Origin of the sequence: Variovorax paradoxus NBRC 15149 (assembly GCF_001591365.1) — a bacterium.
Classification (GTDB): domain Bacteria; phylum Pseudomonadota; class Gammaproteobacteria; order Burkholderiales; family Burkholderiaceae_C; genus Variovorax; species Variovorax paradoxus.
On the sequence record NZ_BCUT01000007.1, the window covers coordinates 132,546 to 155,765 of the forward strand.

Consider the following 23,220-nt stretch of genomic DNA (forward strand, 5'->3'; position numbering starts at 1 on the left):
GAGCATGGGGAGGGTTTGCATCATGTGTTCTGGAGTTGGCCGGTGAGGCCGGCACGTGCCGCGGCGGCGTCGTGGGCCTTTGCTGCGCTGGGCGGATCGCTGCTCGGCGCGGCCTTGCAACTGCAGCAGCCGCGGCTGTGGAGCGCGGGTGCCTATGCGGCGCTGCTCTTCGCGGGCCTTGCGGGGCTGGCGGCACTGTCGCGCCGATGGCGATGGCCGCTTCGTGCGTGGCGCATGCCGGCAGGGCTTGCGATGGCCCTTGCGCTGGCCTGCGGAGCGCTTGCCGCCGGCGGGCTCGCGGGCTGGCGCGCGGCGGCTTATGCGCAGGGCGCACTCGACCCGGCCCTCGAAGGCCGCGACCTGCAGGTGGTGGGCGTGGTCGCGCAGATGCCCCAGCGCAACGAGGGCGGCACGCGCTTCAGGCTCGATGTCGAATCGGCCCGCTGGGCCGATGAACGCCTTGGCTCCGCGCCACGCGTTCCGGCGCGCATCGCGCTCGGCTGGTACCGCGAGGACAGCTCTCTCTGGGGACGTGCGACCGAAGGCCGTGCCGCGCCCGGCGATGCGGCCGCGCTGCATGCGGGCGAGCGCTGGCGCCTCACGGTGCGGCTCAAGGCGCCGCACGGCAATCTCAATCCGCACGGCTTCGACAGCGAACTGTGGCTCTGGGAGCAGGGCGTGCATGCCAGCGGCTATGTGCGAACCGGCGCCCGCGATGCCGCGCCGGCACACCTGCAATCCACATGGCTGCATCCGATCGAGCGTGCGCGGGAGGCGGTGCGCGACGCGGTGTTCGAGCGCGTGGCCGACGCGCGGCAGGCCGGCGTCATCGCCGCACTCGTGACCGGCGACCAGGGCGCCATCGACCGCAGCGACTGGGATGTGTTCCGCGCCACCGGCGTGGCCCACCTGATGTCGATCTCGGGGCTGCACATCACCATGTTCGCCTGGCTTGCCGCGCATGCGGTGGGTGCGCTGTGGCGGCGCAGCGGCCGGCTGATGCTGCGCGTTCCCGCGCCGCAGGCCGCGCTGGCCGGCGGCGTGCTGCTGGCCGGGCTCTATGCGCTTTTCAGCGGCTGGGGCGTGCCTTCGCAGCGCACGGTGTGGATGCTCGCGACCGCGGCGCTGCTGCGGCTCACGGGGCGGCGCTGGCCATGGCCCCATGTCTGGCTGCTGATCGCGGCGGTGGTGGTGGCGGTCGACCCGTGGGCGCTGATGCAGGCCGGTTTCTGGCTCAGCTTCGTGGCGGTGGGCATCCTGTTCGCGACCGGCTTCATGCGGCCGGCCGAGGAGGCGGCGGGCCGGTCGGCCCGGCTGCTGGCCTTCTTCCGCGAGCAGTGGGTGATCACGCTGGCGCTGACGCCGCTCAGCCTGCTGCTTTTCCAGCAGGTGTCGGTGGTGGGCCTGCTGGCCAACGCGGTGGCGATCCCCTGGGTCACGCTGGTGGTCACGCCGCTGGCGATGCTGGGGGCGGTGGCGCCGCCGCGATGGGAGCTTGCCGCCTGGGCCGTGCAGGTGCTGGCCCTGCTGCTGCGGTGGCTGGCCGCACTGCCGTATGCCACGCTCTCGATGGCGGCGCCGCCCGTGTGGATGGCGGCCTGCGGCGTGGCGGGCGGCGTCCTGCTTGCGATGCGGCTGCCGTGGTCGCTGCGCACGCTGGGCCTGCCGCTCCTCTTGCCGGTGCTGCTCTGGCACGCGCCCCGGCCGGCCGCGGGGCAGTTCGAGCTGCTGGCTGCGGACATCGGGCAGGGCAACGCGATCCTCGTGCGCACCGCGACGCACAGCCTGCTGTACGACGCCGGTCCGCGCTACAGCCTCGAGAGCGACGCCGGCCACCGCGTGCTCGTGCCGCTGCTGCGCGCCTTCGACGAGCGGCTGGACATGCTGGTGCTGAGCCACCGCGACAGCGACCACACCGGCGGCGCGCCCGCGGTGCTCGCGATGCAGCCGCAGGCGGCGCTGTCGAGCTCGATCGAAGCCGCGCACCCGCTGCAGTCGGTGCGGCCGGCCCGGCGCTGCGAGGCGGGGCAGCGCTGGAGCTGGGACGGCGTGGATTTCGAGATCCTGCACCCGGCGGGGGGCGACTACCTGTCGTTCACCAAGCCCAATGCCATTTCTTGCGTGCTGCGCATCGCCAACGGCGGCGCCACGGTGCTGCTGGCCGGCGACATCGAGCGCCTGCAGGAGGCGGCGCTGGTGTCGCGCACGGCCGACCTGCGCGCCGACGTGCTGCTCGCGCCGCACCACGGCAGCAAGAGCTCGTCGAGCGCCGCGTTCCTCGAAGCGGTGCGCCCGCGCATCGCGCTGGTCCAGGCGGGCTACCGCAACCGTTTCGGCCATCCGGCCCCGGAAGTGGTCGAGCGCTATGCCGCGCAGGGCGTGAAGCTGGTCGAGAGCGTGCGTTGCGGCGCCGTGCTGTGGCGCAGCCGGGAACCGGGCGAAGTCGGCTGCGAACGGGAGCGCAATGCCCGGTATTGGCACCACCGCCTGCCGTGAAAGCGGGCGGCGGCGCGGTGTTTCGCCTCAACATAGGGCTTTCACTGGCCTCGAACTTGCTAAGCTATGGCTCAAGGAGATTGGTCGTTCCATGCACAAATTCGACGAGATGTATGAGCAGTTGCCCTATGCGGGGGCTGCAATCCGACAGCACTACAAGCGCTACGACCAATGGCTTGCGAAGCAACCCGGCGAGGTGATGCGATCGCGGCGCGAAGAGGCGGAAATGATCTTCCGCCGGGTCGGCATCACCTTTGCGGTGTACGGCGCCAAGGACGAGGACGGTTCCGGCACCGAGCGGCTCATACCGTTCGACCTGCTGCCGCGCATCATTCCGGCCCACGAGTGGGAGAGCATGGAAAAGGGGCTGGTGCAGCGCGTGACGGCGCTCAACCGCTTCCTGCATGACGTCTACCACGACCAGGAAATCATCAAGGCCGGCATCATTCCGGCCGAGCAGATCCTGAACAACGCGCAGTTCCGCCCCGAGATGATGGGCGTCAACGTGCCGCACAACGTGTACTCCAACATCTCGGGCATCGACATCGTGCGCGCCCCCGATGCCCAGGGCAACGGCGAGTACTACGTGCTCGAGGACAACCTGCGCGTGCCCAGCGGCGTGAGCTACATGCTGGAGAACCGCAAGATGATGATGCGGCTCTTCCCCGAGCTGTTCAACCAGAACCGCATCGCGCCCGTGGCGCACTACCCCGACCTGCTGCTCGAAACGCTGCGCGCCAGCGCGCCGCCCGCCACGGCCGAGCCCACGGTGGTGGTGCTCACGCCCGGCATGTACAACAGCGCCTACTTCGAGCACGCCTTCCTCGCCCAGCAGATGGGCGTGGAACTGGTCGAGGGGCAGGACCTGTTCGTGAAGGACAACTTCGTCTACATGCGCACCACGCGCGGGCCGCGGCGCGTGGACGTGATCTACCGCCGCGTCGACGACGACTTCCTCGACCCGGAGGTCTTCCGCCCCACCTCCACGCTCGGCTGCGCGGGCCTGATGCGCGCCTACCGCGAAGGCAACGTCGTCATCTGCAATGCCGTGGGCACCGGCGTGGCCGACGACAAGTCGATCTACCCCTACGTGCCCAAGATGGTCGAGTTCTACCTCGGCGAAAAGCCGATCCTGAAGAACGTGCCCACCTACATGTGCCGCAACAAGGACGAGCTGCAGTACACGCTCGACAACATGAAGGACCTCGTCGTGAAGGAGGTGCACGGCGCCGGCGGCTACGGCATGCTGATCGGCCCGGCCGCCACGCAGGCCGAGATCGAGGACTTCAAGAAGGCCGTGATCGCCAAGCCCGACGGCTACATCGCGCAGCCCACGCTGAGCCTGTCGACATCGCCGACCTTCGTCGATGCCGGCATTGCGCCGCGCCACATCGACCTGCGCCCCTTCGTGCTTTCGGGCAGCGAGGTGCAGATGGTGCCCGGCGGCCTCACGCGCGTGGCGCTCAAGGAGGGCTCGCTGGTGGTCAATTCATCGCAGGGCGGCGGCACCAAGGACACCTGGATCCTGGAAGCCGACCGCGCGCCCAGGCCCAACAAGGCGGCACAGTCGCAAAGCCAATCGTAGGAGCACAAAAGATGCTGTCACGCACCGCCGATCACCTCTACTGGATGTCCCGCTACACCGAGCGCGCGGAAAACACCGCCCGCATGCTCGACGTCAACTACCAGACCTCGCTGCTGCCCCAGTCGGCCGAAGTGGCCAAGTACGGCTGGCAGGGCGTGCTGTCCATCAGCGAGCTGCTGCCCTCGTACAACAAGAAGTACGAGCAGATCACGCCGCACGACGTGATGGAGTTCATGGTCAAGGACGAGAGCAATCCGTCTTCCATCCTTTCGTGCCTCAAGGCCGCGCGCGAGAACGCGCGGGCGGTCCGCGGCGCACTCACCACCGAAGCCTGGGAAACCCAGAACACCACCTGGCTCGAGGTCAACCGCATGCTGCGCGCCGGCGATTTCGAGCGCGACCCGGCCCAGTTCTTCGAATGGGTCAAGTTCCGCTCGCACCTGTCGCGTGGCGTCACGCTCGGCACCATGCTGCAGGACGAGGCGTTCTACTTCTCGCGCCTTGGCACCTTTCTGGAGCGCGCCGACAACACCGCGCGGCTGGTGGACGTGAAGTTCCACGCACTCAACAGCGAGTTCTTCGGCACCGCCACGGAAGAAGACCAGGAGTACGACTTCTATCACTGGAGCGCGATCCTGCGCAGCGTCTCGGCCTTCGAGGTGTACCGCAAGGTGTACCGCGACGTGATCAAGCCCGAGCGCGTGGCCGAGCTGCTCATTCTTCGCGCCGACATGCCGCGCTCGCTGCATGCGAGCCTGGTCGAAGTGGTGAACAACCTCGCCAAGGTGCAGAACGAGCAGAGCGCCGAAACCCAGCGCCGCGCCGGCAAGCTGCTGGCCGACCTGCAGTACGCGCGCGTCGATGAAATCCTTGCGACCGGCCTGCATGCCTACCTCACGCAGTTCCTCGACCGGGTGAACGAGCTCGGCGGGCGCATCAGCCAGGACTTCCTGGTTCCAGCGCACTGAGCGGGCAGCCCCGGCGGCCTTTTCGTCAGCGCGAGAACGACTCGACGGCCACCGGGATCTTCGGGGCCTGCCAGCGGTAGGCCGGGTCCAGCACGTTGCGCTCGGGCACTTGGCCGCGCCACTGGATCTTGAGCAGGTCCATCAGCGTCCAGGCCGCCCAGTCGGCGCGAAAGGGCTGCTGCTGCGCGGCGCCGTCCGGCAGCGGCTGCCGGTTGCGCCAGATCACCGCCGGAATGCGGTAGCCCGAAGCGGTCGAAGGGCTGTGGCCCGCACGGTCGCTGCCATGCCCCACTTCCTGGCCGTGGTCCGACAGGTAGATCCAGGCGCGGTAGTCATGCGGCTTGCCCGCGCTGCGCGTCTGCTGCAAAAGCTCGGACACCACGAAGTCGTGGTACAGCAGCGCGGCGTCGTACTCCTGGCGGAAGCGGCGCACCCAGGCCGACCGGCCGTTCTTCACCAGGCCGGTCTCGACCGCATCCACGTCGTCGTCGAAGGGATTGGCGTTCTCGGGAAAGCGCAGGCTGTAGTGCGGGTGCGCGCCCATCAGGTGCACCACGATGAGCTTGCGGTCGGTGCCCGCATCCTGCAGCGCCTCCTGCACGCAGTCGAGGATCTCGCCGTCCAGCGAGGCGCTGGCGCGGCCGGGCGTGCGGTTCACCATGTCCACCACATCGGCGAAGCGCGCATGCTGCTGCTCGATGGCCAGGTCGTCATGGTTGCTGATCCACCAGACCTTGTAGCCCGCGGCGCGTGCCAGCGCCAGCAGGTGCGGCGGGTTCTCGCCGTTCTCCGTGTGGGGCAAGCCGAAGTGGAACAGGTTGCGCAGCGCGGGCAGGGTGCTCGCGTCCGCCGACCACGCGTTGCGCAGCACGGCCATCTGGTCGCCGGCCTGCGCCTTGTGCGCCAGCAGGCGCGGCGTGGTGGGGCGTCCGTAGCCGTAGAGCGCCATGTTGTCGCGGTTGATGCTGTCGGTGATGACCAGCACCACCGTCGACGGGCCGGCTTCCAGCGGCACGGGCGCGATCGCCTTGGCCTGCGCCATCATGCGGTCGCGCACCTGCTGCTGGTCGGCCCATGCGGCGCGCAGCGCGTGGACCGAATGCGACCACTGGGACCAGAACAGCGCGGGATGCAGCCGGCGCCACGGCTTGCTCGCATAGGCCAGGCAGGCGAGCAGCAGCAGCGCGAGCACCAGCGATCTCAGCCAGAACGGAAGGCGCGGGCGCATGCCCGGCGCCAACGAAGCTGAAACCGCCGCCGCACCGCGCCGAACGAACATGCCCGCGAGCACCGCGGCCCCCGCCAGCGCCGCCGACCAGACGACGGCGGACCGCCAGTGCATCCTCAGGTATTCGGTGCTTTCGCGCACGCTGGTGTTGGCCGCGGCGCCCAGCACCATCGCGCCGTCGGGCGCGGCCTGGTAGGTGTCGAGCAGGTAGGCGCGCGCCACGCCGTCGAGCGCGAAGCCCATCACCCAGAGCCAGACGAGCGCCGCGCGCAGGCGCCGCAGCCGTGCGCCGCGCAGCGGCCACGCGAGCCACAGCACCATCGGCGCGGCGAGCAGCGCGAGCTGCGCGATCCGCCGGCCGTCATGGCCCAGCACGATGAATGCCAGCAGCGTGGCACCGACCGCGCCGCAGGCGAGCAGGGGGTGCGAGGCGTTCCGGACAGCGGACGCTTCGGAGTGGAGGGTGGTCAATCGTGCAAAGCGGGAGGACGAGAGGGCGGGCGCATTTTGCCCCCGCGGCGTGTGCGCTGCCTGCCAGTGTCCGGGCTGCAACGGGGTCTTTGCTGCGGCACCGCGGGATATCCCCCACGGAACTTATTGCGCCTCGCAGGCCCAGACGGGCTCGCCCGGCATCGCCGGAGATCTTCGTGAAGCCCGATAGAAAGGAACCCTCCCTCCATGTTCAGATCCAGCCGACTGCCCGCGCTGCTCCTCGCATTCGTTCTCTCGTGGGTGGCACTGCCGTCTGCATCCGCCGCCGAGCGGCAGATGGTCAGTTCCGCGGCCAACACCCTGAACATGCGCACCGGTCCCGGCCAGCACTACGAAGCGCACTGGACCGTGGGCAAGGGCTACCCATTCCGCGTCATCGGCCGCAAGGGCGATTGGCTGCGGGTCAGCGACTTCGAGAACGACAAGGCATGGGTCTACCGCCCGATGACCAGCCAGACGCCGCACCACGTGGTGAAGGCCAAGGTGGCCGTGCTGCGCAGGTCGCCGAGCACGCGCAGCCCGGTGGTGAAGCGGGCAGCCTATGGGGACGTGCTGCGCACGCTCGAGCGCCGGGGCGACTGGGTCAAGGTCCGCCACGAAGGCGGCGGCACCGGCTGGGTGGCGCGGCGCCTGGTGTGGGGCTGGTAGGCCTCAGGTCGCCGTGGCCTGCCGCACCGCGCGCTCCCAGCGCGCCATCGATTCCTCGGCCTGCGCGCGGCCCATGGTCGGCATGAAGCGCCGCTCCACCTTCCACAGCTTCGAGAGCTGCCGCGCGTCGCTGTAGACGCCGGTCGACAGGCCCGCCAGGTACGCCGCGCCGAGCGCGGTGGTCTCGATCACTTCGGGCCGCACCACGGGAATGCCCAGCAGGTCGGCCTGGAACTGCATCAGCAGGTCGTTCACGCTCGCGCCGCCGTCCACGCGCAGTTCAGCGACGGGCGTGCCGCCGGCCGCCACCGCATCGCGGCTCATGGCCTGCAGCAGCGCGGCGCTCTGGTAGGCGATGCTCTCGAGCGCGGCGCGCGCGATGTGCGCCACCGTGGTCCCGCGCGTGAGGCCGGTGATGGTGCCGCGCGCGTCGGCATCCCAGTAGGGCGCGCCCAGACCGGTGAAGGCCGGCACCATCATCACGCCGCCCGCATCGGGCACGCTTTCGGCGAGCGACTGCACTTCCGCGCTGCCCTTGATGGCCTTCAGGCCGTCGCGCAGCCACTGCACCACGGCACCGCCGACGAACACGCTGCCTTCCATCGCGTACTGCGGCGTGGCGCTGGTCTGTGCGGCGCTGGTCACGAGCAGGCCGTTGTGCGAAGGCTGGAATTCGCCGCCCGTGTGCATCAGGAGGAAGCAGCCGGTGCCGTAGGTGTTCTTGGCCATGCCGGCCGCAAAGCAGGCCTGGCCGAAGAGGGCGCTCTGCTGGTCGCCGGCCACGCCGCCGATGGGCAGCGCGCGGCCGAGCAGGGCGGCGTCGGTGTCGGCAAAGTGCGAGCTCGACGGCTGCACGCTGGGCATGAGCGCGGCGGGAATGTCGAGCGCCTTGAGCAGGTCGGCATCCCATTCATTGCGGTGCACGTTGAAGAGCATGGTGCGCGAGGCGTTGCTCACGTCGGTCACGTGCACCTTGCCGCCGGTGAGCTGCCACATGAGCCAGCTGTCGACGGTGCCGAAGGCGAGTTCGCCGCGCTCGGCCTGCGCGCGCGCGCCGGGCACGTTGTCGAGCAGCCAGCGCAGCTTGGTGCCGGAAAAATAGGCGTCGATGACGAGCCCGGTCTTCTCCTGGATGGTGGCGGCCATGCCCTGGTCGCGCAGCTGCGCGCACATCGGCTCGGCGCGCCGGTCCTGCCAGACGATGGCGTGGTGCACGGGCTGGCCGGTCTTGCGGTTCCACAGCAGGGTGGTCTCGCGCTGGTTGGTGATGCCGATGGCGTGGATGTCCGCGGGCTGGAGCTTGGCCTTGGCGAGCACGTCGCGCGCGGTGGCAAGCTGGCTGTGCCAGATCTCCATCGGGTCGTGTTCGACCCAGCCGGGCCGCGGATAGATTTGCGTGAGCTCCTTCTGCGCGATGGCGACGATGCGGCCTTCGCGGTCGAACACGATGCTGCGGGAGCTGGAGGTGCCTTGGTCGAGGGCGAGCAGGTAGGTCATGGCTTGAATGGTCCTCGTCGGGTCATGTCATTTGTTCTTGTCGCTGTTGTTCAGGGCGTGTGCACAGATCACCGGGTACTCCCCTCCGCGAATGTCCCCCGGCCTGCGGCCTCCTCCTTGATTTCGCTGCGGGGAGCACCCGATGCTCTGTGCACATGGGCGCGCTGCTGGTGTATCGCTGATCAACGACCGCTCCGCATAACGATCCCGTCGATGGGGTGCCTTGCGCAGCGAAATCAAGGGGGAGGCCGAAGGCCGGAGGACATTCGCGGAGCAAGGTACCCCGTCGGCGGGAGCACGCCCTGAAGACAGCACCCAACGCCCAAAGGGAAGGACAGAAAAGCACGCTTGCATTTTCAATCGCGTGCAATCTCGAGCCGAACCTGCGCCGCATGCAGCAGATCGGCAAAAGGCGCCGGCGGCTCCGCGTCGGTGAAGAGGCGGTCGATCTGCGACAGCGTGCCCAGCTGGATCATCGCGGGCCGGTTGAACTTGCTCGCATCCGCGGCCAGCCACACCTCGCGTGCCTGCGCGATGATGGTCTGCGCCACCTTCACCTCGCGCAGGTCGAAGTCGCGCAATGATCCATCGGGCTCGATGCTCGACACGCCGATCAGCGCGATGTCCACCTTGAACTGGCGGATGAAATCGATCGTCGCCTCGCCCACGATCGCGCGGTCGCGCGGGCGCACCGAACCGCCCGCCACGATCACCTCGCACGAGGTGTTGCCGCTCAGGATCGTCGCCACGTTCAGGTTGTTGGTGATCACGCGCAAGCCCGTGTGGCGCAGCAGCGCCTTGGCGATGGCCTCGGTTGTGGTGCCGATGTTGAGGATCAGCGAACAGTCGTTGGGCACCAGCTCGGCCACGCGCCGCGCAATGCGCGCCTTGCCTTCTGCATGCAGCGTTTCGCGCTGCTGGTAGCCGATGTTCTCGGTGGTGGAGCTCGGCACGCGCACGCCGCCGTGAAAGCGCGTGAGCAACCCCTGGTCGGCCAGCCGCTGCACGTCGCGCCGCACCGTCTGCAGCGTGACGCCCAGCATGTCGGCCAGCTGTTCGACGGTGACCGAGCCGCGCGTGCGCACGGTATCGAGAAGATTGATCTGGCGCGGATTGGAGTTCACAGAGACGTCGTGGAAAGCGTGAAGACTCTCCAGAGAGTACAGGCCGCGCCACTTTAAAACGAAAGAAAACGAATCCAACTAAGGGAAAACTCGGAGGAAAATCGCGCCAAAAGGAATCCAAATGAAAAGACGCGAAAATACAATGGCGCCCTTCCGTGACCAAAGTCATGAACCAACGGGCCCATCTTCTGTGAGCGATTTCTCCTCCAATCCGCCTTCGCCGGCAACCGATTGCGACGTGCTGATCGTCGGCGGCGGCATCAACGGCTGCGGCATTGCGCGCGACTTGGCCGGCCGGGGCTGGCGCGTGGTGCTGTGCGAGAAGGACGATCTCGCCTCACACACCTCGTCGTCCTCCACCAAGCTGATCCACGGCGGCCTGCGCTACCTCGAGTACTACGAGTTCTCGCTCGTGCGCAAGGCGCTGCAGGAGCGCGAAGTGCTGCTCAAGAGCGCGCCGCACATCATGTGGCCGCTGCGCTTCGTGATGCCGCACGACCCGTCGATGCGGCCGGCCTGGATGATCCGCATCGGCCTCTTCCTGTATGACCATCTCGCCAAACGCGAAGTGCTGCCGGGCTCGCGCAGCATCGACCTGCGCAGCCATGCGGCCGGCGCGCCGCTCAAGCCGCAGTTCAAGCGCGGCTTCGTCTATTCCGACGGCTGGGTCGACGATGCGCGGCTCGTGGTGCTCAACGCCGTCGATGCCAGGGCGCGCGGCGCCGAGGTGCTCACGCGCACCCGCTGCGTGCATGCGCAGCGCGACGCCGACGGCTGGACCGCCACGCTCGAGGCCGCGGACGGCGGCATCCGCGCGGTGCGCGCACGCGCCGTGGTCAATGCCGCGGGACCGTGGGCGGAATCGTTCCTGCGCGGCGTGGCGCAGTCGGCCAAGGGCGAGCCGCTGGCCACGCGCCACCTGCGGCTGGTCAAGGGCAGCCACATCGTGGTGCCGCGCCTGTTCGAACACGACCACGCCTACATCTTCCAGAACCCTGACAAGCGGATCATCTTCGCGATTCCCTACCAGGACGAGTTCACGCTGATCGGCACCACCGACATCGAGCTGAACGGCGACGATCCCGGCGCCGCGCGCATCGCCGAGGAAGAGATCGCCTACCTCTGCATGCAGGCGAGCCGCTATTTCGACAAGCCCGTGAAGCCGGCCGACGTGGTCTGGACCTATTCGGGCGTGCGCCCGCTGCTCGACGATGCGTCGGGCGACCCCTCGGCCGTCACGCGCGACTACATGCTCGAGTCGAACACCACCGCGGCACCGCTGCTGTCGGTCTGGGGCGGCAAGATCACCACCTTCCGCAAGCTGGCCGAGGACGCGGCCGACGAGGTCGGCAAGATGCTCGGCCAGTCGAGCGCGCAGCGTCCGCCCTGGACCGATGGCGCCTTCCTGGCCGGCGGCGATCTTTCCGCATGGATCGGCGCCGCCACTCGGCCCGACGACGATTTCGAACGCTTCGTGGCCGCGGTGCAGGCGCGCCATGCATGGCTGGACGCCAAGCTCGCGCGGAGGCTGGCACGTGCCTACGGCACGCGCGTGGCCGAGCTGCTCGGCGACGCCAAGTCCATGGAAGACATGGGCGAAGCCGTGGCACCCGGCCTCCACGAGCGCGAGCTGCGCTTCCTGCAAGAGAACGAGTGGGCCGTGAGCGCCGACGACGTGCTCTGGCGCCGCTCGAAGCTCGGCCTGCGCTACACGGCCGAGGAGCGCCGTCAGGTGGCCGCCTGGCTGCAGGCGCGCACCACCAACAACAGCTACATGATCAACGGGGAGCGCTGATGCAATTGACTCTGGAGCGCGTCACCAAGAAGGTCGGCGCGCAGACCTGGCTCTACGAACAGAGCATTGCGCCCCAAAGCGGCGCGGTCACCGTGCTGCTGGGCGCCACGCAGGCCGGCAAGACCAGCCTGATGCGCCTGATGGCGGGGCTCGACACGCCCAGCACCGGCCGCGTGCTGGTCGACGGCAAGGACGTGACCGGCATGCCGGTGCGCGAGCGCAACGTGGCCATGGTGTACCAGCAGTTCATCAACTATCCGTCGCTCACGGTGGCCGACAACATCGCCTCGCCGCTCAGGCTGCGCGGCGAGAAGAACATCGATGCGCGCGTGAAGGCGCTGGCCGACAAGCTGCACATCGGCATGTTCCTCGACCGCCTGCCGGCCGAGCTGTCGGGCGGGCAGCAGCAGCGCGTGGCGCTGGCGCGCGCGCTGGCCAAGAACGCGCCGCTGATGCTGCTCGACGAACCGCTGGTGAACCTCGACTACAAGCTGCGCGAAGGCCTGCGCGAAGAGCTCACGCAACTCTTCGCCACCGGCGATTCGACGGTGATCTACGCCACCACCGAACCCGGCGAGGCGCTGCTGCTGGGCGGCTACACGGCCGTGATGGACGAGGGCGAGCTGCTGCAATACGGCCCGACCGCCGAGGTGTTCCATGCGCCGCAATCGCTGCGCGTGGCGCGCGCCTTCAGCGATCCGCCAATGAACCTGCTGGCCGGCACCGCAACGGCCGGCCGCGTGCAGCTCGCAGGCGGACCGGCGCTGGCGCTGGCGGTGCCTGAAAGCGTTTCGGGCGCGGTCACGGTCGGCCTGCGCGCGAGTGCATTGAACGTGGGCGCGGGGGAGGGCGACATCGCCTTGCCCGGCAAGGTGGAGCTGGCCGAAATCTCGGGCTCCGACACCTTCGTGCACGTGGAGACGGCGGTTGGCGAACTGGTGGCGCAGCTCACCGGCGTGCACCGCTTCGAGCTGGGCACACCGATCACGCTGTACTTCAGCGCTTCGCAAGCCTATGTGTTCGATGCCGGCGAAAAGCTGGCGCTCGCGCCAGCCTGGCGCAAAGGAAACTAGCTATGGCACGCATCGATCTCGACCTGGCCCACGCCTACCGTCCCAACCCGAAGCAGGACAGCGACTATGCGCTGCTGCCGCTCAAGATGAGCTTCCGCGATGGCGGCGCGTACGCCTTGCTCGGCCCCTCGGGCTGCGGCAAGACGACCATGCTCAACATCATCTCGGGCCTGCTGGTGCCGTCTCAGGGCACGGTGACCTTCGATGGCCGCGACATGACGCGCGCCACGCCGCAGGAACGCAACATCGCGCAGGTGTTCCAGTTTCCGGTGATCTACGACACCATGACCGTGGCCGAGAACCTTGCGTTTCCGCTGCGCAACCGCAAGGTGCCCGAAGACCAGATCAGGAAGCGCGTGGGCGAGATTGCCGAAATGCTCGACATGAGCGGGCAGCTGAACCAGCGTGCCTCGGGCCTCGCGGCCGATGCCAAGCAGAAGATCTCGCTCGGCCGCGGCCTGGTGCGCAGCGACGTCTCGGCCGTGCTGTTCGACGAGCCGCTGACGGTGATCGATCCGCACCTCAAGTGGCAGCTGCGCCGCAAGCTCAAGCAGATCCACCGCGAGCTCAAGCTCACGCTGATCTACGTCACGCACGACCAGGTCGAGGCGCTCACCTTCGCCGAAGAGGTGGTGGTGATGACGCGCGGCAAGGCCGTGCAGGTGGGCAGCGCCGAGGCGCTGTTCGAGCGGCCCGCGCATACCTTCGTGGGCCACTTCATCGGCTCGCCGGGCATGAACTTTCTTTCGGCGAAGAGCGCGAACGGCGCGCTCGAGGTGGCGGGCACGCCGCTCGTGCCGACGCGCGAACTGCCGCAGGGCGCGCTCAAGATCGGCATCCGGCCCGAGTACCTGCGCCTGTCGAACGCGGGCGCCGCCGGCGCCGTGCCGGCCGTGGTGAAGCAGGTGCAGGACGTCGGCACGCACGCCATGCTGAGCGCCGAGGTCGACGGCGGCGTGGTCAAGGTGCGCCTGCACTCGGACGACCAGCCGCCCGCAGTGGGCGACACCGTGTGGCTGCGGGTGCTCGACACCCACACCTGCTACTACAAGGACGAGGAGCTGGTGGCATGAACACCCCGATCACAAACAGCCTGGTGCCTTTGTCTTTCTCCCTCCCCTCCCGGGGGAGGGCCGGGGTGGGGGCAAGCGGCGCCTCCATCGGGCGCTCCGTCTGCCCCCATCCCAACCTTCCCCCGCAAGGGGAAGGAGCCAAGCCATGAACGCTACCAACAAGCCCATCAACCAAAAGGCCTGGTGGCTCGTGCTGCCGGTGCTGATCTGCGTGGCCTTCTCGGCCATCGTGCCGCTGATGACGGTGGTCAACTATTCGGTGCAGGACATCATCTCGCCCGACCGGCGCGTGTTCGTCGGCACCGAGTGGTTCGCCTCGGTGATGCGCGACGACGAGCTGCACCAGGCGCTGTGGCGCCAGCTGGGCTTTTCGCTGTCGGTGCTGCTGGTGGAGATTCCGCTGGGTATCTGCCTGGCGCTGTCGATGCCGGCCAAGGGCTGGAAGTCTTCGGCAGTGCTGGTGGTGGTGGCGCTGTCGTTGCTGATCCCCTGGAACGTGGTCGGCACCATTTGGCAGATCTACGGCCGCGCCGACATCGGCCTGCTGGGCCATGCGCTGCAGAAGCTGGGCATCGACTACAACTACACGGGCAGCGCGGCGGACGCGTGGCTCACGGTGCTGGTGATGGACGTGTGGCACTGGACGCCGCTGGTGGCGCTGCTGTGCTTTGCGGGCCTGCGCTCGATTCCCGACGCCTACTACCAGGCCGCGCGCATCGACGGCGCAAGCAAGTTCGCGGTGTTCCGCTACATCCAGCTGCCGAAGATGCGCGGCGTGCTGATGATCGCGGTGCTGCTGCGCTTCATGGACAGTTTCATGATCTACACCGAGCCCTTCGTCCTGACGGGCGGCGGGCCGGGCAATGCCACCACCTTCCTGAGCCAGTACCTCACGCAGAAAGCCGTGGGGCAGTTCGACCTGGGGCCGGCGGCTGCTTTCTCGCTGATCTATTTCCTGATCATCCTGTTGTTCTGCTTCGTGCTCTACAACTGGATGCAGCGGGTCGGGACGCAGGAAGTGGAGGTCGAGAAATGACTTGTTGCTGGTCTTCCTATTCAGGGCGCGCTCCCGCCGACGGGGTACCTTGCTCCGCGAATGTCCCCCGCCTTCGGCTCCTCCTTTATTTCGCTGCGCAAGGCACCCCATCGACGGGAGCGTTGGACAGAGCAGTCGTTGATCAGCGATACATCAGCGGCGTGCCCTGGTGCACAGGACATCGGGTGCTCCCCGCAGCGAAATCAAGGAGGAGGCCGCAGGCCGGGGGACATTCGCGGAGGGGAGTACCCGGTGGCCTGTGCACGCGCCCCGAACGGCAGCGCCAAGAACAACAGCAACAAGAACAAAAACAAATGGAGCAACCGACATGAACGATAAGAGATTCCGCAAACGCAGCATCTTCCTGGTGCTGTACATCCTATTCGCGCTGCTGCCCATCTACTGGATGGTCAACATGAGCTTCAAGACGAACGAGGAAATCGTCTCGAGCTTCTCGTTCTTTCCGCACGAGCTCACCTGGGCCAACTACGCGCGCATCTTCACCGACGAGTCGTGGTACTCGGGCTACATCAACAGCCTGATCTACGTGGCCATCAACACCGTGATCTCGCTCACCGTGGCGCTGCCGGCGGCGTATGCGTTTTCGCGCTATTCGTTCCTGGGCGACAAGCACGTCTTCTTCTGGCTGCTGACCAACCGCATGACCCCGCCCGCGGTGTTCCTGCTGCCGTTCTTCCAGCTCTACAGCACCGTCGGCCTGATGGACACCCACCTGGGCGTGGCGCTCGCGCACCTGCTGTTCAACGTGCCGCTGGCGGTGTGGATTCTCGAAGGCTTCATGAGCGGCATTCCGCGCGAGATCGACGAGACGGCCTACATCGACGGCTACTCGTTCCCGCGCTTCTTCGTGAAGATTTTCCTGCCGCTCATCAAGGCCGGCGTGGGCGTGGCGGCGTTCTTCTGCTTCATGTTCAGCTGGGTCGAGCTGCTGCTCGCGCGCACGCTCACCAGCGTGAACGCCAAGCCCATCGTCGCGACCATGACCCGCACCGTGAGCGCCTCCGGCATGGACTGGGCCACGCTGGCCGCCGCGGGCGTGCTCACCATCGTGCCGGGTGCGATCGTGATCTGGTTCGTGCGCCACTACATCGCAAAAGGCTTTGCGATGGGTCGGGTCTAGGAGGAGGGCGGAAACATGTTCGATTGGATGGTCTGGACCACCCCGGTGGCCGTTTTCTTCATCTGCATCGCGCTCATGCTGGTCGGCATGACGGTGTGGGAGTTCAAGTCGCCCACCACCATGCGGCGCGGCTGGCTGCCGATTGCCACCACGCGCGGCGACCGGCTCTTCATCGGGCTGCTGGCCGCGGCCTATGTGAACCTGATCTTCATCGGCCTGGCCGGCAAGTTCCAGGAATGGATGAGCCTGGAAGCCGAGCCCTCGATCTGGATCAGCTTCGTGCTGTCGATGGGGCTGCTCGCGCTGGTGATGCGCAAAGGCTGAGCGGCCGAAGATAGCCTGCTTCGTTTTTTTCCACACAGCGTTCCGGCTCTCCGCCTCCCCGGAGCCGTGATCGGACACAACACCGGGGAAGCACCAACCGAGGAGACAATTTTCATGAAGATGCGCTACACGGCATTGGCACTGGCAGCGGCGATGTTCGCCGCGCACGGTGCGGCATCGGCGGGCGAGGCCGAAGCCAAGAAATGGATCGACAGCGAATTCCAGCCATCGACCTTGTCCAAGGACAAGCAGATGGAAGAAATGAAATGGTTCATCGAAGCCGCCAAGAAGCTTCAGGCCAAGGGCGTGAAAGAGGTGTCCGTCGTCTCCGAAACGCTGACCACCCACGAGTACGAATCGAAGACGCTGGCCAAGGCCTTCGAGGAAATTACCGGCATCAAGGTCAAGCACGACCTGATCCAGGAAGGCGACGTGGTCGAGAAGCTGCAGACCTCCATGCAGTCGGGCAAGTCGATCTACGACGGCTGGGTGTCCGACTCCGACCTGATCGGCACGCACTACCGCTACGGCAAGATCATGTCGCTGACCGAGTACATGGGCGGTGCGGGCAAGGAGTACACCAACCCCGGCCTCGACCTGAAGGACTTCATCGGCACCAGCTTCACCACCGCGCCCGACGGCCAGCTCTACCAGCTGCCCGACCAGCAGTTTGCCAACCTCTACTGGTTCCGCGCCGACCTGTTCGCGCGCAAGGACCTGCAGGACAAGTTCAAGGCCAAGTACGGCTACGACCTGGGCGTGCCGCTCAACTGGAGCGCCTACGAGGACATCGCCGAGTTCTTCAGCGTCGACGTGAAGAACATCGACGGCAAGCCGATCTACGGCCACATGGACTACGGCAAGAAGGACCCGTCGCTCGGCTGGCGCTTCACCGATGCGTGGCTCTCGATGGCGGGCGCCGCCGACAAGGGCATTCCCAACGGCATGCCGATCGACGAATGGGGCATCCGCGTGGCCGCGGACAAGTGCACGCCCACGGGCGCGGCCGTCTCGCGCGGCGGCGCCACCAACTCGCCGGCCGCCGTGTACGCGCTTACCAAGTACATCGACTGGATGAAGAAGTACGCGCCCAAGGAAGCCATGGGCATGACCTTCGGCGAATCGGGCCCGGTGCCGGCGCAGGGCCAGATCGCCCAGCAGATCTTCTGGTACACGGCCTTCACGGCCGACATGACCAAGAAGGGCCTGCCGGTCGTGAACGAAGACGGCTCGCCCAAGTGGCGCATGGCCCCCGGCCCGAACGGCCCGTACTGGAAGCAGGGCATGCAGAACGGCTACCAGGACGTGGGCTCGTGGACCTTCTTCAAGGGCCATGACGCCAACAAGACGGCGGCGGCCTGGCTCTACGCGCAGTTCATCACCGCCAAGACCACGTCGCTGAAGAAGTCGATCACCGGCCTGACCTTCATCCGCGACAGCGACATCCGTTCGGACTTCTTCACCCAGAACGCCAACAAGTACGGCGGCCTGATCGAGTTCTACCGCAGCCCGGCGCGCGTGGCCTGGACGCCCACCGGCACCAACGTGCCCGACTACCCGAAGCTCGCGCAGCTCTGGTGGAAGAACGTGGCCGAGGCCGTCACGGGCGAGAAGACCCCGCAGAAGGCCATGGACAACCTGGCCGACGAGATGGACAACGTGATGGCCCGCCTCGAGCGCGCCGGCATGGCCAAGTGCGCGCCCAAGCTCAACCCCAAGGGCGATCCGGCCAAGTACCTGAGCGACGACCATGCGCCCTGGAAGAAGCTGGCCAACGAGAAGCCCAAGGGCGAGACCATCGACTACAACAAGCTGCTGACGGCCTGGAAGGAAGGCAAGGTGCGCTGAGCGGCTGCTTTCCCGGAGACAACAGCGTTCCACGAAGGGCCGCGCCGAAGGGCGCGGCCTTTTTTTGCTCATTCGTGGGGCCGACGCGACGGCATGACCAATGGCAGATGCGCCAGTGCTACGGTTGGCTTACATTCGACGGCCCCCGCCTTGCCCCAGCACGTGAACTCAAGCATTTCCAGCCCCGCCGCGCGCATCAAGCGTGTCCTGGTGATCCACTATTCGCAGACCGGCCAGCTCGGCAGCGTCGCCGAGCAGATCGTCGCGCCGCTCAGGGCCGATCCGGGGATTTCGGTGCATGTCGAAACCCTGCGTCCGCTGGCGGATTTCCCGTTCCCCTGGCCCTTCCTGGCCTTCTTCGACGCGTTCCCGGAGTCGGCCCACATGAAGCCGCCGCCGCTGGCGCCGCTCTCGCTCACGGGTGACGAGCAGTTCGACCTGGTCATCCTGCCCTACCAGGTGTGGTTCCTGGCGCCGTCGCAGCCGGTCGTCGCCTTTCTCAAGCATCCGCTGGCCCGGCGCCTGCTCGCGGGCAAGCCGGTGGTCACGGTCATCGCCTGCCGCAACATGTGGCTGCTGGCCCACGAGAAGCTCAAGGGCCTGCTCGACGCGGTGGGCGCGCGCCTGATCGACAACGTGGTGCTCACCGATCCCGGCCCGACGCTCGCTACCTTCTTCACCACGCCGGCCTGGCTGATCTGGGGACGCAAGCGCGGTTTCTGGGGCATGCCCGACGCGGGCCTGAGCGATGCGCAGATCCGGGGCGCGGGCCGTTTCGGCCGGGCGCTGCGCGAGGCGCTGCACGGCGACCGGGAGCGCGGATCGCAGCCGCTGCTCGCGGGCCTGGGTGCGGTGCAGGCCGATGCGCGGCTTCTCGTGAGCGAAAAGGCCGGCACGCGCAGCTTTTTCCTCTGGGGCAAGCTGATCATGGCGGCGGGCCGGCCCGGCGCCTGGCAGCGCAAGCCGCTGCTGCTGCTCTACGTGGTGTTCCTGCTCGTGCTCATTGTCACGGTCGTGCCGGTGAGCTTGAGCCTGCAGGCGCTGCTGCGGCCGTTGTTCAAGGGGTGGCTGACTAAAATGACGGCGCGCTTCGAACGCCCTTCGGGCTCGGCCACGGACCGTTCTCCCCTTTATGACGACTGAAGTCTTCCTGACCCGCACCGCCGCCTTCCTGCCCTTTTCCCCGGTCAGCAACGAAGACATCGAAGACGTGCTCGGCCGGATCGGCGGCAAGGCCTCGCGCGCGCGGCGGCTGATCCTTCGCAGCAACGGCATCCAGTCGCGCCACTACGCGATCGACCGGGCCACCGGCCGGCTCGCCATGAGCAATGCGCAGCTCACGGCCGAGGCCATCCGGGCGCTCGGCGACATCGGCCCGGTGGATTGCCTCGCCACCGGCACCTCGCTGCCCGACCAGCTCATGCCCAACCACGCGGTGATGGTGCACGGCGAGCTCGGCTGGCCGCGGCTCGAAGTGGTGGCTTGCGCGGGCATCTGCCTGGCGGGCACCACGGCGCTCAAGCACGCCTGGCTCTCGGTGCGCTCGGGCGATGCGCGGCGCGCGGTGGCCACCGGCTCGGAACTGGCCTCGGCCGTGATGCGCGGCTCCAGGTTCGAAGCCGAACTCGAACACAAGCTCCAGGCGCTCGAGGAGCGGCCCGAACTCGCCTTCGAAAAGGACTTCCTGCGCTGGATGCTTTCCGACGGCGCCGGCGCGGTGCTGCTCGAGCGCGAGCCGCGCGGCCCGCTGTCGCTGCGCGTGGAATGGATCGACCTGTCTTCCGCCGCGCACGAGCTGCCGGTGTGCATGTACGCAGGCGCCGACAAGAACGCCGAAGGCGGGCTCGACGGCTGGGCCCGCACCGATCCCGAAGACTGGCGGCGCGAGTCGACCTTTGCCGTCAAGCAGGACGTGCGCCTGCTCAACGAGAACATCGTGCGCGCCACGCTGGGCGAGCCGCTGGCGGCCATCGTCGAGAAGCGCGGCCTGAAGGCGGCGGATGTCGACTGGTTCCTGCCGCACCTGTCGTCCGGCTATTTCGTCGAACCCGTGAGCCGCTGCCTTGAGGCGATGGGCTTTGCCATTCCGCGCGAGCGTTGGTTCAGCAATCTTGCGACCAAGGGCAACACCGGATCGGCTTCGCCCTACATCATGCTCGACGAGCTGTTCCGCTCGGGCCGCATCAAGCCCGGCCACAAGCTGCTGATGTTCGTGCCCGAAAGCGGCCGCTTCTCGAGCGGCTTCATCTACATGGAAGCGGTGTGACATGGATATCGACGCTGTTCCGCAAGAAGGAAACGCCACCCTCGACGGCCACGCCAAGCTCATGTACGCGCGCGACGCGCAGGGCCGCGTGGTCACCACCCGCTCGCGCGGCTGGGAGGCGGAGGAAATCGTCACCAGCCATGCGGTCGACGTGCTGGTCGAGCAGGCCCGCGAAGCGAAGGAGCGCGTGGCCCGCGGGCTTGCGTCGCCGCTCGAATACTGGATGTACGAGCGCCGCATGGACGTGGCGCTGCTCTCGCAGACCAGCGGCTTCTGGCAATGGCGCGTGCGGCGCCACCTGAAGCCAAAGCACTTCGCGGCGCTGCCCCAGAAACACCTGGCGCGCTATTCGGAGGCGCTGGGGCTTCCCGTTTCCACCTTGCAGGGCCTGCCGTGAAATTCGAACACCAGCAAGCGGCGCATTGCGAAAGCGGCGTCATCTCGAACCTCATGCGCCACCACGGCGTGCCCATGACGGAGAGCATGGCACTCGGCCTGTCGTCGGCGCTGTCCTTCGCCTACCTGCCGTTCATCAAGCTCTCGGGCCTGCCGCTCATCTCGTACCGCATGCCGCCCAAGGCCATCATCAAGGGCCTGCTGGCGCCGATGGCCGCGCGCTTTCGCTTCGAGACCTTCCGCAGCGCCGAGGCCGGCGAGCAGCGCCTCGATGCGCTGCTCGCGGGCGGGCAGATCGTGGGGCTGCAGACCTCGGTCTACTGGCTGCCGTACTTTCCGCCCAACATGCGCTTCCACTTCAACGCGCACAACCTGCTGGTGTACGGCAAGGAGGGCGACGACTACCTGATCAGCGACCCGGTGTTCGAGGAGCCGGTGCGCTGCGCCAGCGCCGATCTTTCGCGAGCGCGCTTCGCCAAGGGCGTGCTCGCGCCCAAGGGCCTCATGTACTACCCGCAGGCGATCGAGCGCAAGACGGTCGATGCGGCGTCGGTGACCAAGGCGATCCGCAAGACGGTGCGCACCATGCTCGCGCCGGTTCCGATCGTCGGCGTGCGCGGCATGCGCACGCTGGCCAGGCGCATGCAGAAGCTGTCGCCGGGCGATCCGCGCAGCGTCGACTTCATCGGCCACGTGGTGCGCATGCAGGAAGAAATCGGCACGGGCGGGGCGGGCTTCCGCTTCATCTACGCGGGCTTCCTGCAGGAGGCGGCGCAGCTGCTCGACAAGCCGCAGCTGCAGCAGATGTCCGAGCGGCTGATCGCCATCGGCGACGATTGGCGTGCGTTCGCACTCAAGGCCGCGCGCATGGTGAAGGGCCGCGAGCCGGTCGATCCCGCGGCGCTGGCCGGCAAGCTGCGCGAGCAAGCGCAGCAGGAAGAAACCTTCTTTCGCGACCTCAGGGCTGTTGTTGCTTGAGATGAAGCATTGCCTTTCTGCTTGCCGCGCTGTGGGGCATTCGGGGCGCGCTCCCGCCGACGGGGTACCTTGCTCCGCGAATGTCCCCCGCCTTCGGCTCCTCCTTGATTTCGCTGCGCAAGGCACCCCATCGACGGGAGCGTTGGACAGAGCAGTCGCTGATCAGCGATGCACCAGCAGCGTGTCCTGGTGCACAGGGCATCGGGTGCTCCCCGCAGCGAAATCAAGGAGGAGGCCGCAGGCCGGGGGACATTCGCGGAGGGGAGTACCCGGTGGCCTGTGCACGCGCCCCGAACAGGAACAGCAGCGCCCCGAACAAGAGCGGCAAGCAGCCCAATGCTGGAACTGAAGAACCTCGGCCACCGCTATCCGCACGCCGACGCGGCCGCGCTGACCGACGTCTCGCTTGCGGTGCCCCGGGGCTGTGTCATGGGCCTGCTCGGCCCCAACGGCGCGGGCAAGACCACGTTGATTTCGCATCTGTCGGGCGCGCTCGCCGTGCAGTCGGGCGAGATCCTCATCGACGGCCAGCCGCTGCAGCAGGTGCGTGCCAAGGCACCCACGCGCGTTGCGGTGGCGCCGCAGGACCAGGCCTTCTATCCGATGCTCACCGTGGCCGAGAACCTCGCATGCTTTGCCGCGGCGGGCGGCCTGGCCGGCGCGCGCAAGAAGGCACGCATCGAGGCCTGCACGCACTTTGCGCAGCTCGAACAGTTTGCCGGCGTGCGCGCCGAGCGGCTCTCGGGCGGCCTCAAGCGCCGCCTCAACCTGGCCATCGCGCTGCTGCCCGAGCCCGAGCTGATGCTGTTCGACGAGCCCACGGTGGGCGTCGATCCACAGTCGCGCGCCTTCATTCTCGATGCCATCAAGAGCCTGGCGCAGCAGGGCGCGGCGGTGATCTATGCCTCGCACTACATGGAAGAGATCGAGGCCATTGCCGATCGCGTGGCCATCCTCGACCATGGCCGCGTGCTGCGCGAAGGCTCGCTCGAGCAACTGCTGTCCAAGAGCGCCATGCTGCTCACGCTGGCCGCCGACGGGCTCGACGCGCAGAAGCTCTCGCGCTTCGGCACGGTGGAGCAGGGCGGCGTGCACTGGCGCATTCACCTGCGCGAGGGCACCGGGCCCGGCCCCGTGCTGCAGGCGCTGGAGGCCGAAGGCATCGAAGTGCGCCACGCCGAGTTCGGCCGCCACGATCTCGAACAGCTCTTCATGGCGCTCACCCATCGCTCGCTGCGCGACTGAAGAAGCA

At 67.6% G+C, this 23,220-nt stretch carries 19 protein-coding genes; 16 read left to right on the forward strand and 3 right to left on the reverse strand.

Annotation, left to right across the window (positions count from 1 at the left end; genetic code table 11):
* The first annotated feature begins 42 nt into the window (after positions 1 to 42).
* From VPA02S_RS26240 to VPA02S_RS26250, 3 genes are all read left to right on the forward strand, one after another.
* Positions 43 to 2,496, forward strand: a complete 2,454-nt coding sequence (locus VPA02S_RS26240; RefSeq protein WP_062366541.1) for a DNA internalization-related competence protein ComEC/Rec2 — start codon at positions 43 to 45, stop codon at positions 2,494 to 2,496.
* Positions 2,497 to 2,587: 91 nt separating this feature from the next.
* Entirely contained in the window at positions 2,588 to 4,081 is a 1,494-nt protein-coding gene (locus tag VPA02S_RS26245) for a circularly permuted type 2 ATP-grasp protein (protein WP_012748500.1), read from the forward strand.
* An 11-nt stretch (positions 4,082 to 4,092) separates the two neighbouring features.
* Positions 4,093 to 5,049: an alpha-E domain-containing protein gene (locus VPA02S_RS26250; RefSeq protein WP_012748499.1), complete on the forward strand. Its 957-nt coding sequence runs from the start codon at positions 4,093 to 4,095 to the stop codon at positions 5,047 to 5,049.
* A gap of 25 nt (positions 5,050 to 5,074) precedes the next feature.
* Here the strand turns inward: VPA02S_RS26250 and VPA02S_RS26255 are convergent, their stop codons facing one another.
* Complete coding sequence (locus tag VPA02S_RS26255) at positions 5,075 to 6,748, reverse strand: phosphoethanolamine transferase (protein WP_062366543.1); 1,674 nt, start codon at positions 6,746 to 6,748, stop codon at positions 5,075 to 5,077.
* A gap of 207 nt (positions 6,749 to 6,955) precedes the next feature.
* On the opposite strand from VPA02S_RS26255, the gene VPA02S_RS26260 reads away from it, so the two are divergent.
* Positions 6,956 to 7,417 (forward strand): SH3 domain-containing protein, encoded by a 462-nt coding sequence (locus VPA02S_RS26260; RefSeq protein ID WP_062366545.1) that lies wholly within the window; start codon positions 6,956 to 6,958, stop codon positions 7,415 to 7,417.
* Positions 7,418 to 7,420: 3 nt separating this feature from the next.
* Here VPA02S_RS26260 and glpK read toward each other — a convergent pair whose 3' ends face one another.
* A complete protein-coding gene (glpK, locus tag VPA02S_RS26265; protein WP_062366547.1) occupies positions 7,421 to 8,914 on the reverse strand; it encodes a glycerol kinase GlpK in 1,494 nt (497 codons plus the stop codon).
* 356 nt (positions 8,915 to 9,270) lie between these two features.
* On the reverse strand, positions 9,271 to 10,038 hold the full coding sequence (locus VPA02S_RS26270; protein ID WP_012748495.1) for a DeoR/GlpR family DNA-binding transcription regulator: 768 nt from the start codon (positions 10,036 to 10,038) through the stop codon (positions 9,271 to 9,273).
* 121 nt (positions 10,039 to 10,159) lie between these two features.
* Between VPA02S_RS26270 and glpD the strand changes: the two genes are divergently transcribed.
* From glpD to VPA02S_RS26330, 12 genes are all read left to right on the forward strand, one after another.
* Positions 10,160 to 11,833 carry a glycerol-3-phosphate dehydrogenase gene (gene glpD / locus VPA02S_RS26275; protein WP_062366549.1) on the forward strand — a complete coding sequence of 558 codons (1,674 nt, stop codon included), beginning with the start codon at positions 10,160 to 10,162 and terminating at the stop codon, positions 11,831 to 11,833.
* Complete coding sequence (locus tag VPA02S_RS26280; protein WP_062366551.1) at positions 11,833 to 12,906, forward strand: ABC transporter ATP-binding protein; 1,074 nt, start codon at positions 11,833 to 11,835, stop codon at positions 12,904 to 12,906. Before glpD ends, VPA02S_RS26280 begins: the two co-directional genes overlap by 1 nt.
* 2 nt (positions 12,907 to 12,908) lie before the next feature.
* Entirely contained in the window at positions 12,909 to 13,979 is a 1,071-nt protein-coding gene (locus VPA02S_RS26285) for an ABC transporter ATP-binding protein (protein ID WP_062366553.1), read from the forward strand.
* Between the two features lie 145 nt (positions 13,980 to 14,124).
* On the forward strand, positions 14,125 to 15,015 hold the full coding sequence (locus tag VPA02S_RS26290; protein ID WP_018907389.1) for a carbohydrate ABC transporter permease: 891 nt from the start codon (positions 14,125 to 14,127) through the stop codon (positions 15,013 to 15,015).
* Between the two features lie 328 nt (positions 15,016 to 15,343).
* Positions 15,344 to 16,156, forward strand: a complete 813-nt coding sequence (locus VPA02S_RS26295) for a carbohydrate ABC transporter permease (protein ID WP_018907388.1) — start codon at positions 15,344 to 15,346, stop codon at positions 16,154 to 16,156.
* Positions 16,157 to 16,171: 15 nt separating this feature from the next.
* Positions 16,172 to 16,480 carry a DUF2160 domain-containing protein gene (locus VPA02S_RS26300; protein WP_062366555.1) on the forward strand — a complete coding sequence of 103 codons (309 nt, stop codon included), beginning with the start codon at positions 16,172 to 16,174 and terminating at the stop codon, positions 16,478 to 16,480.
* A gap of 114 nt (positions 16,481 to 16,594) precedes the next feature.
* On the forward strand, positions 16,595 to 18,328 hold the full coding sequence (locus VPA02S_RS26305; RefSeq protein WP_012748488.1) for an ABC transporter substrate-binding protein: 1,734 nt from the start codon (positions 16,595 to 16,597) through the stop codon (positions 18,326 to 18,328).
* 162 nt (positions 18,329 to 18,490) lie between these two features.
* A complete protein-coding gene (locus VPA02S_RS26310; RefSeq protein ID WP_062366557.1) occupies positions 18,491 to 19,471 on the forward strand; it encodes a hypothetical protein in 981 nt (326 codons plus the stop codon).
* Positions 19,461 to 20,594 carry a beta-ketoacyl-ACP synthase III gene (locus VPA02S_RS26315; protein WP_062366558.1) on the forward strand — a complete coding sequence of 378 codons (1,134 nt, stop codon included), beginning with the start codon at positions 19,461 to 19,463 and terminating at the stop codon, positions 20,592 to 20,594. The genes VPA02S_RS26310 and VPA02S_RS26315 overlap by 11 nt, the downstream gene beginning before the upstream one ends.
* Position 20,595: 1 nt before the next feature.
* A complete protein-coding gene (locus VPA02S_RS26320) occupies positions 20,596 to 20,991 on the forward strand; it encodes a DarG family dialkylresorcinol biosynthesis protein (protein WP_062366560.1) in 396 nt (131 codons plus the stop codon).
* The gene (gene darH, locus VPA02S_RS26325; RefSeq protein ID WP_062366562.1) at positions 20,988 to 21,968 is read left to right on the forward strand and encodes a BtrH-related acyltransferase DarH; all 981 of its coding nucleotides are present in this window, start codon (positions 20,988 to 20,990) and stop codon (positions 21,966 to 21,968) included. The genes VPA02S_RS26320 and darH overlap by 4 nt, the downstream gene beginning before the upstream one ends.
* Before the next feature lie 336 nt (positions 21,969 to 22,304).
* Positions 22,305 to 23,213: an ABC transporter ATP-binding protein gene (locus VPA02S_RS26330; RefSeq protein WP_062366563.1), complete on the forward strand. Its 909-nt coding sequence runs from the start codon at positions 22,305 to 22,307 to the stop codon at positions 23,211 to 23,213.
* Positions 23,214 to 23,220: the final 7 nt, after the last annotated feature.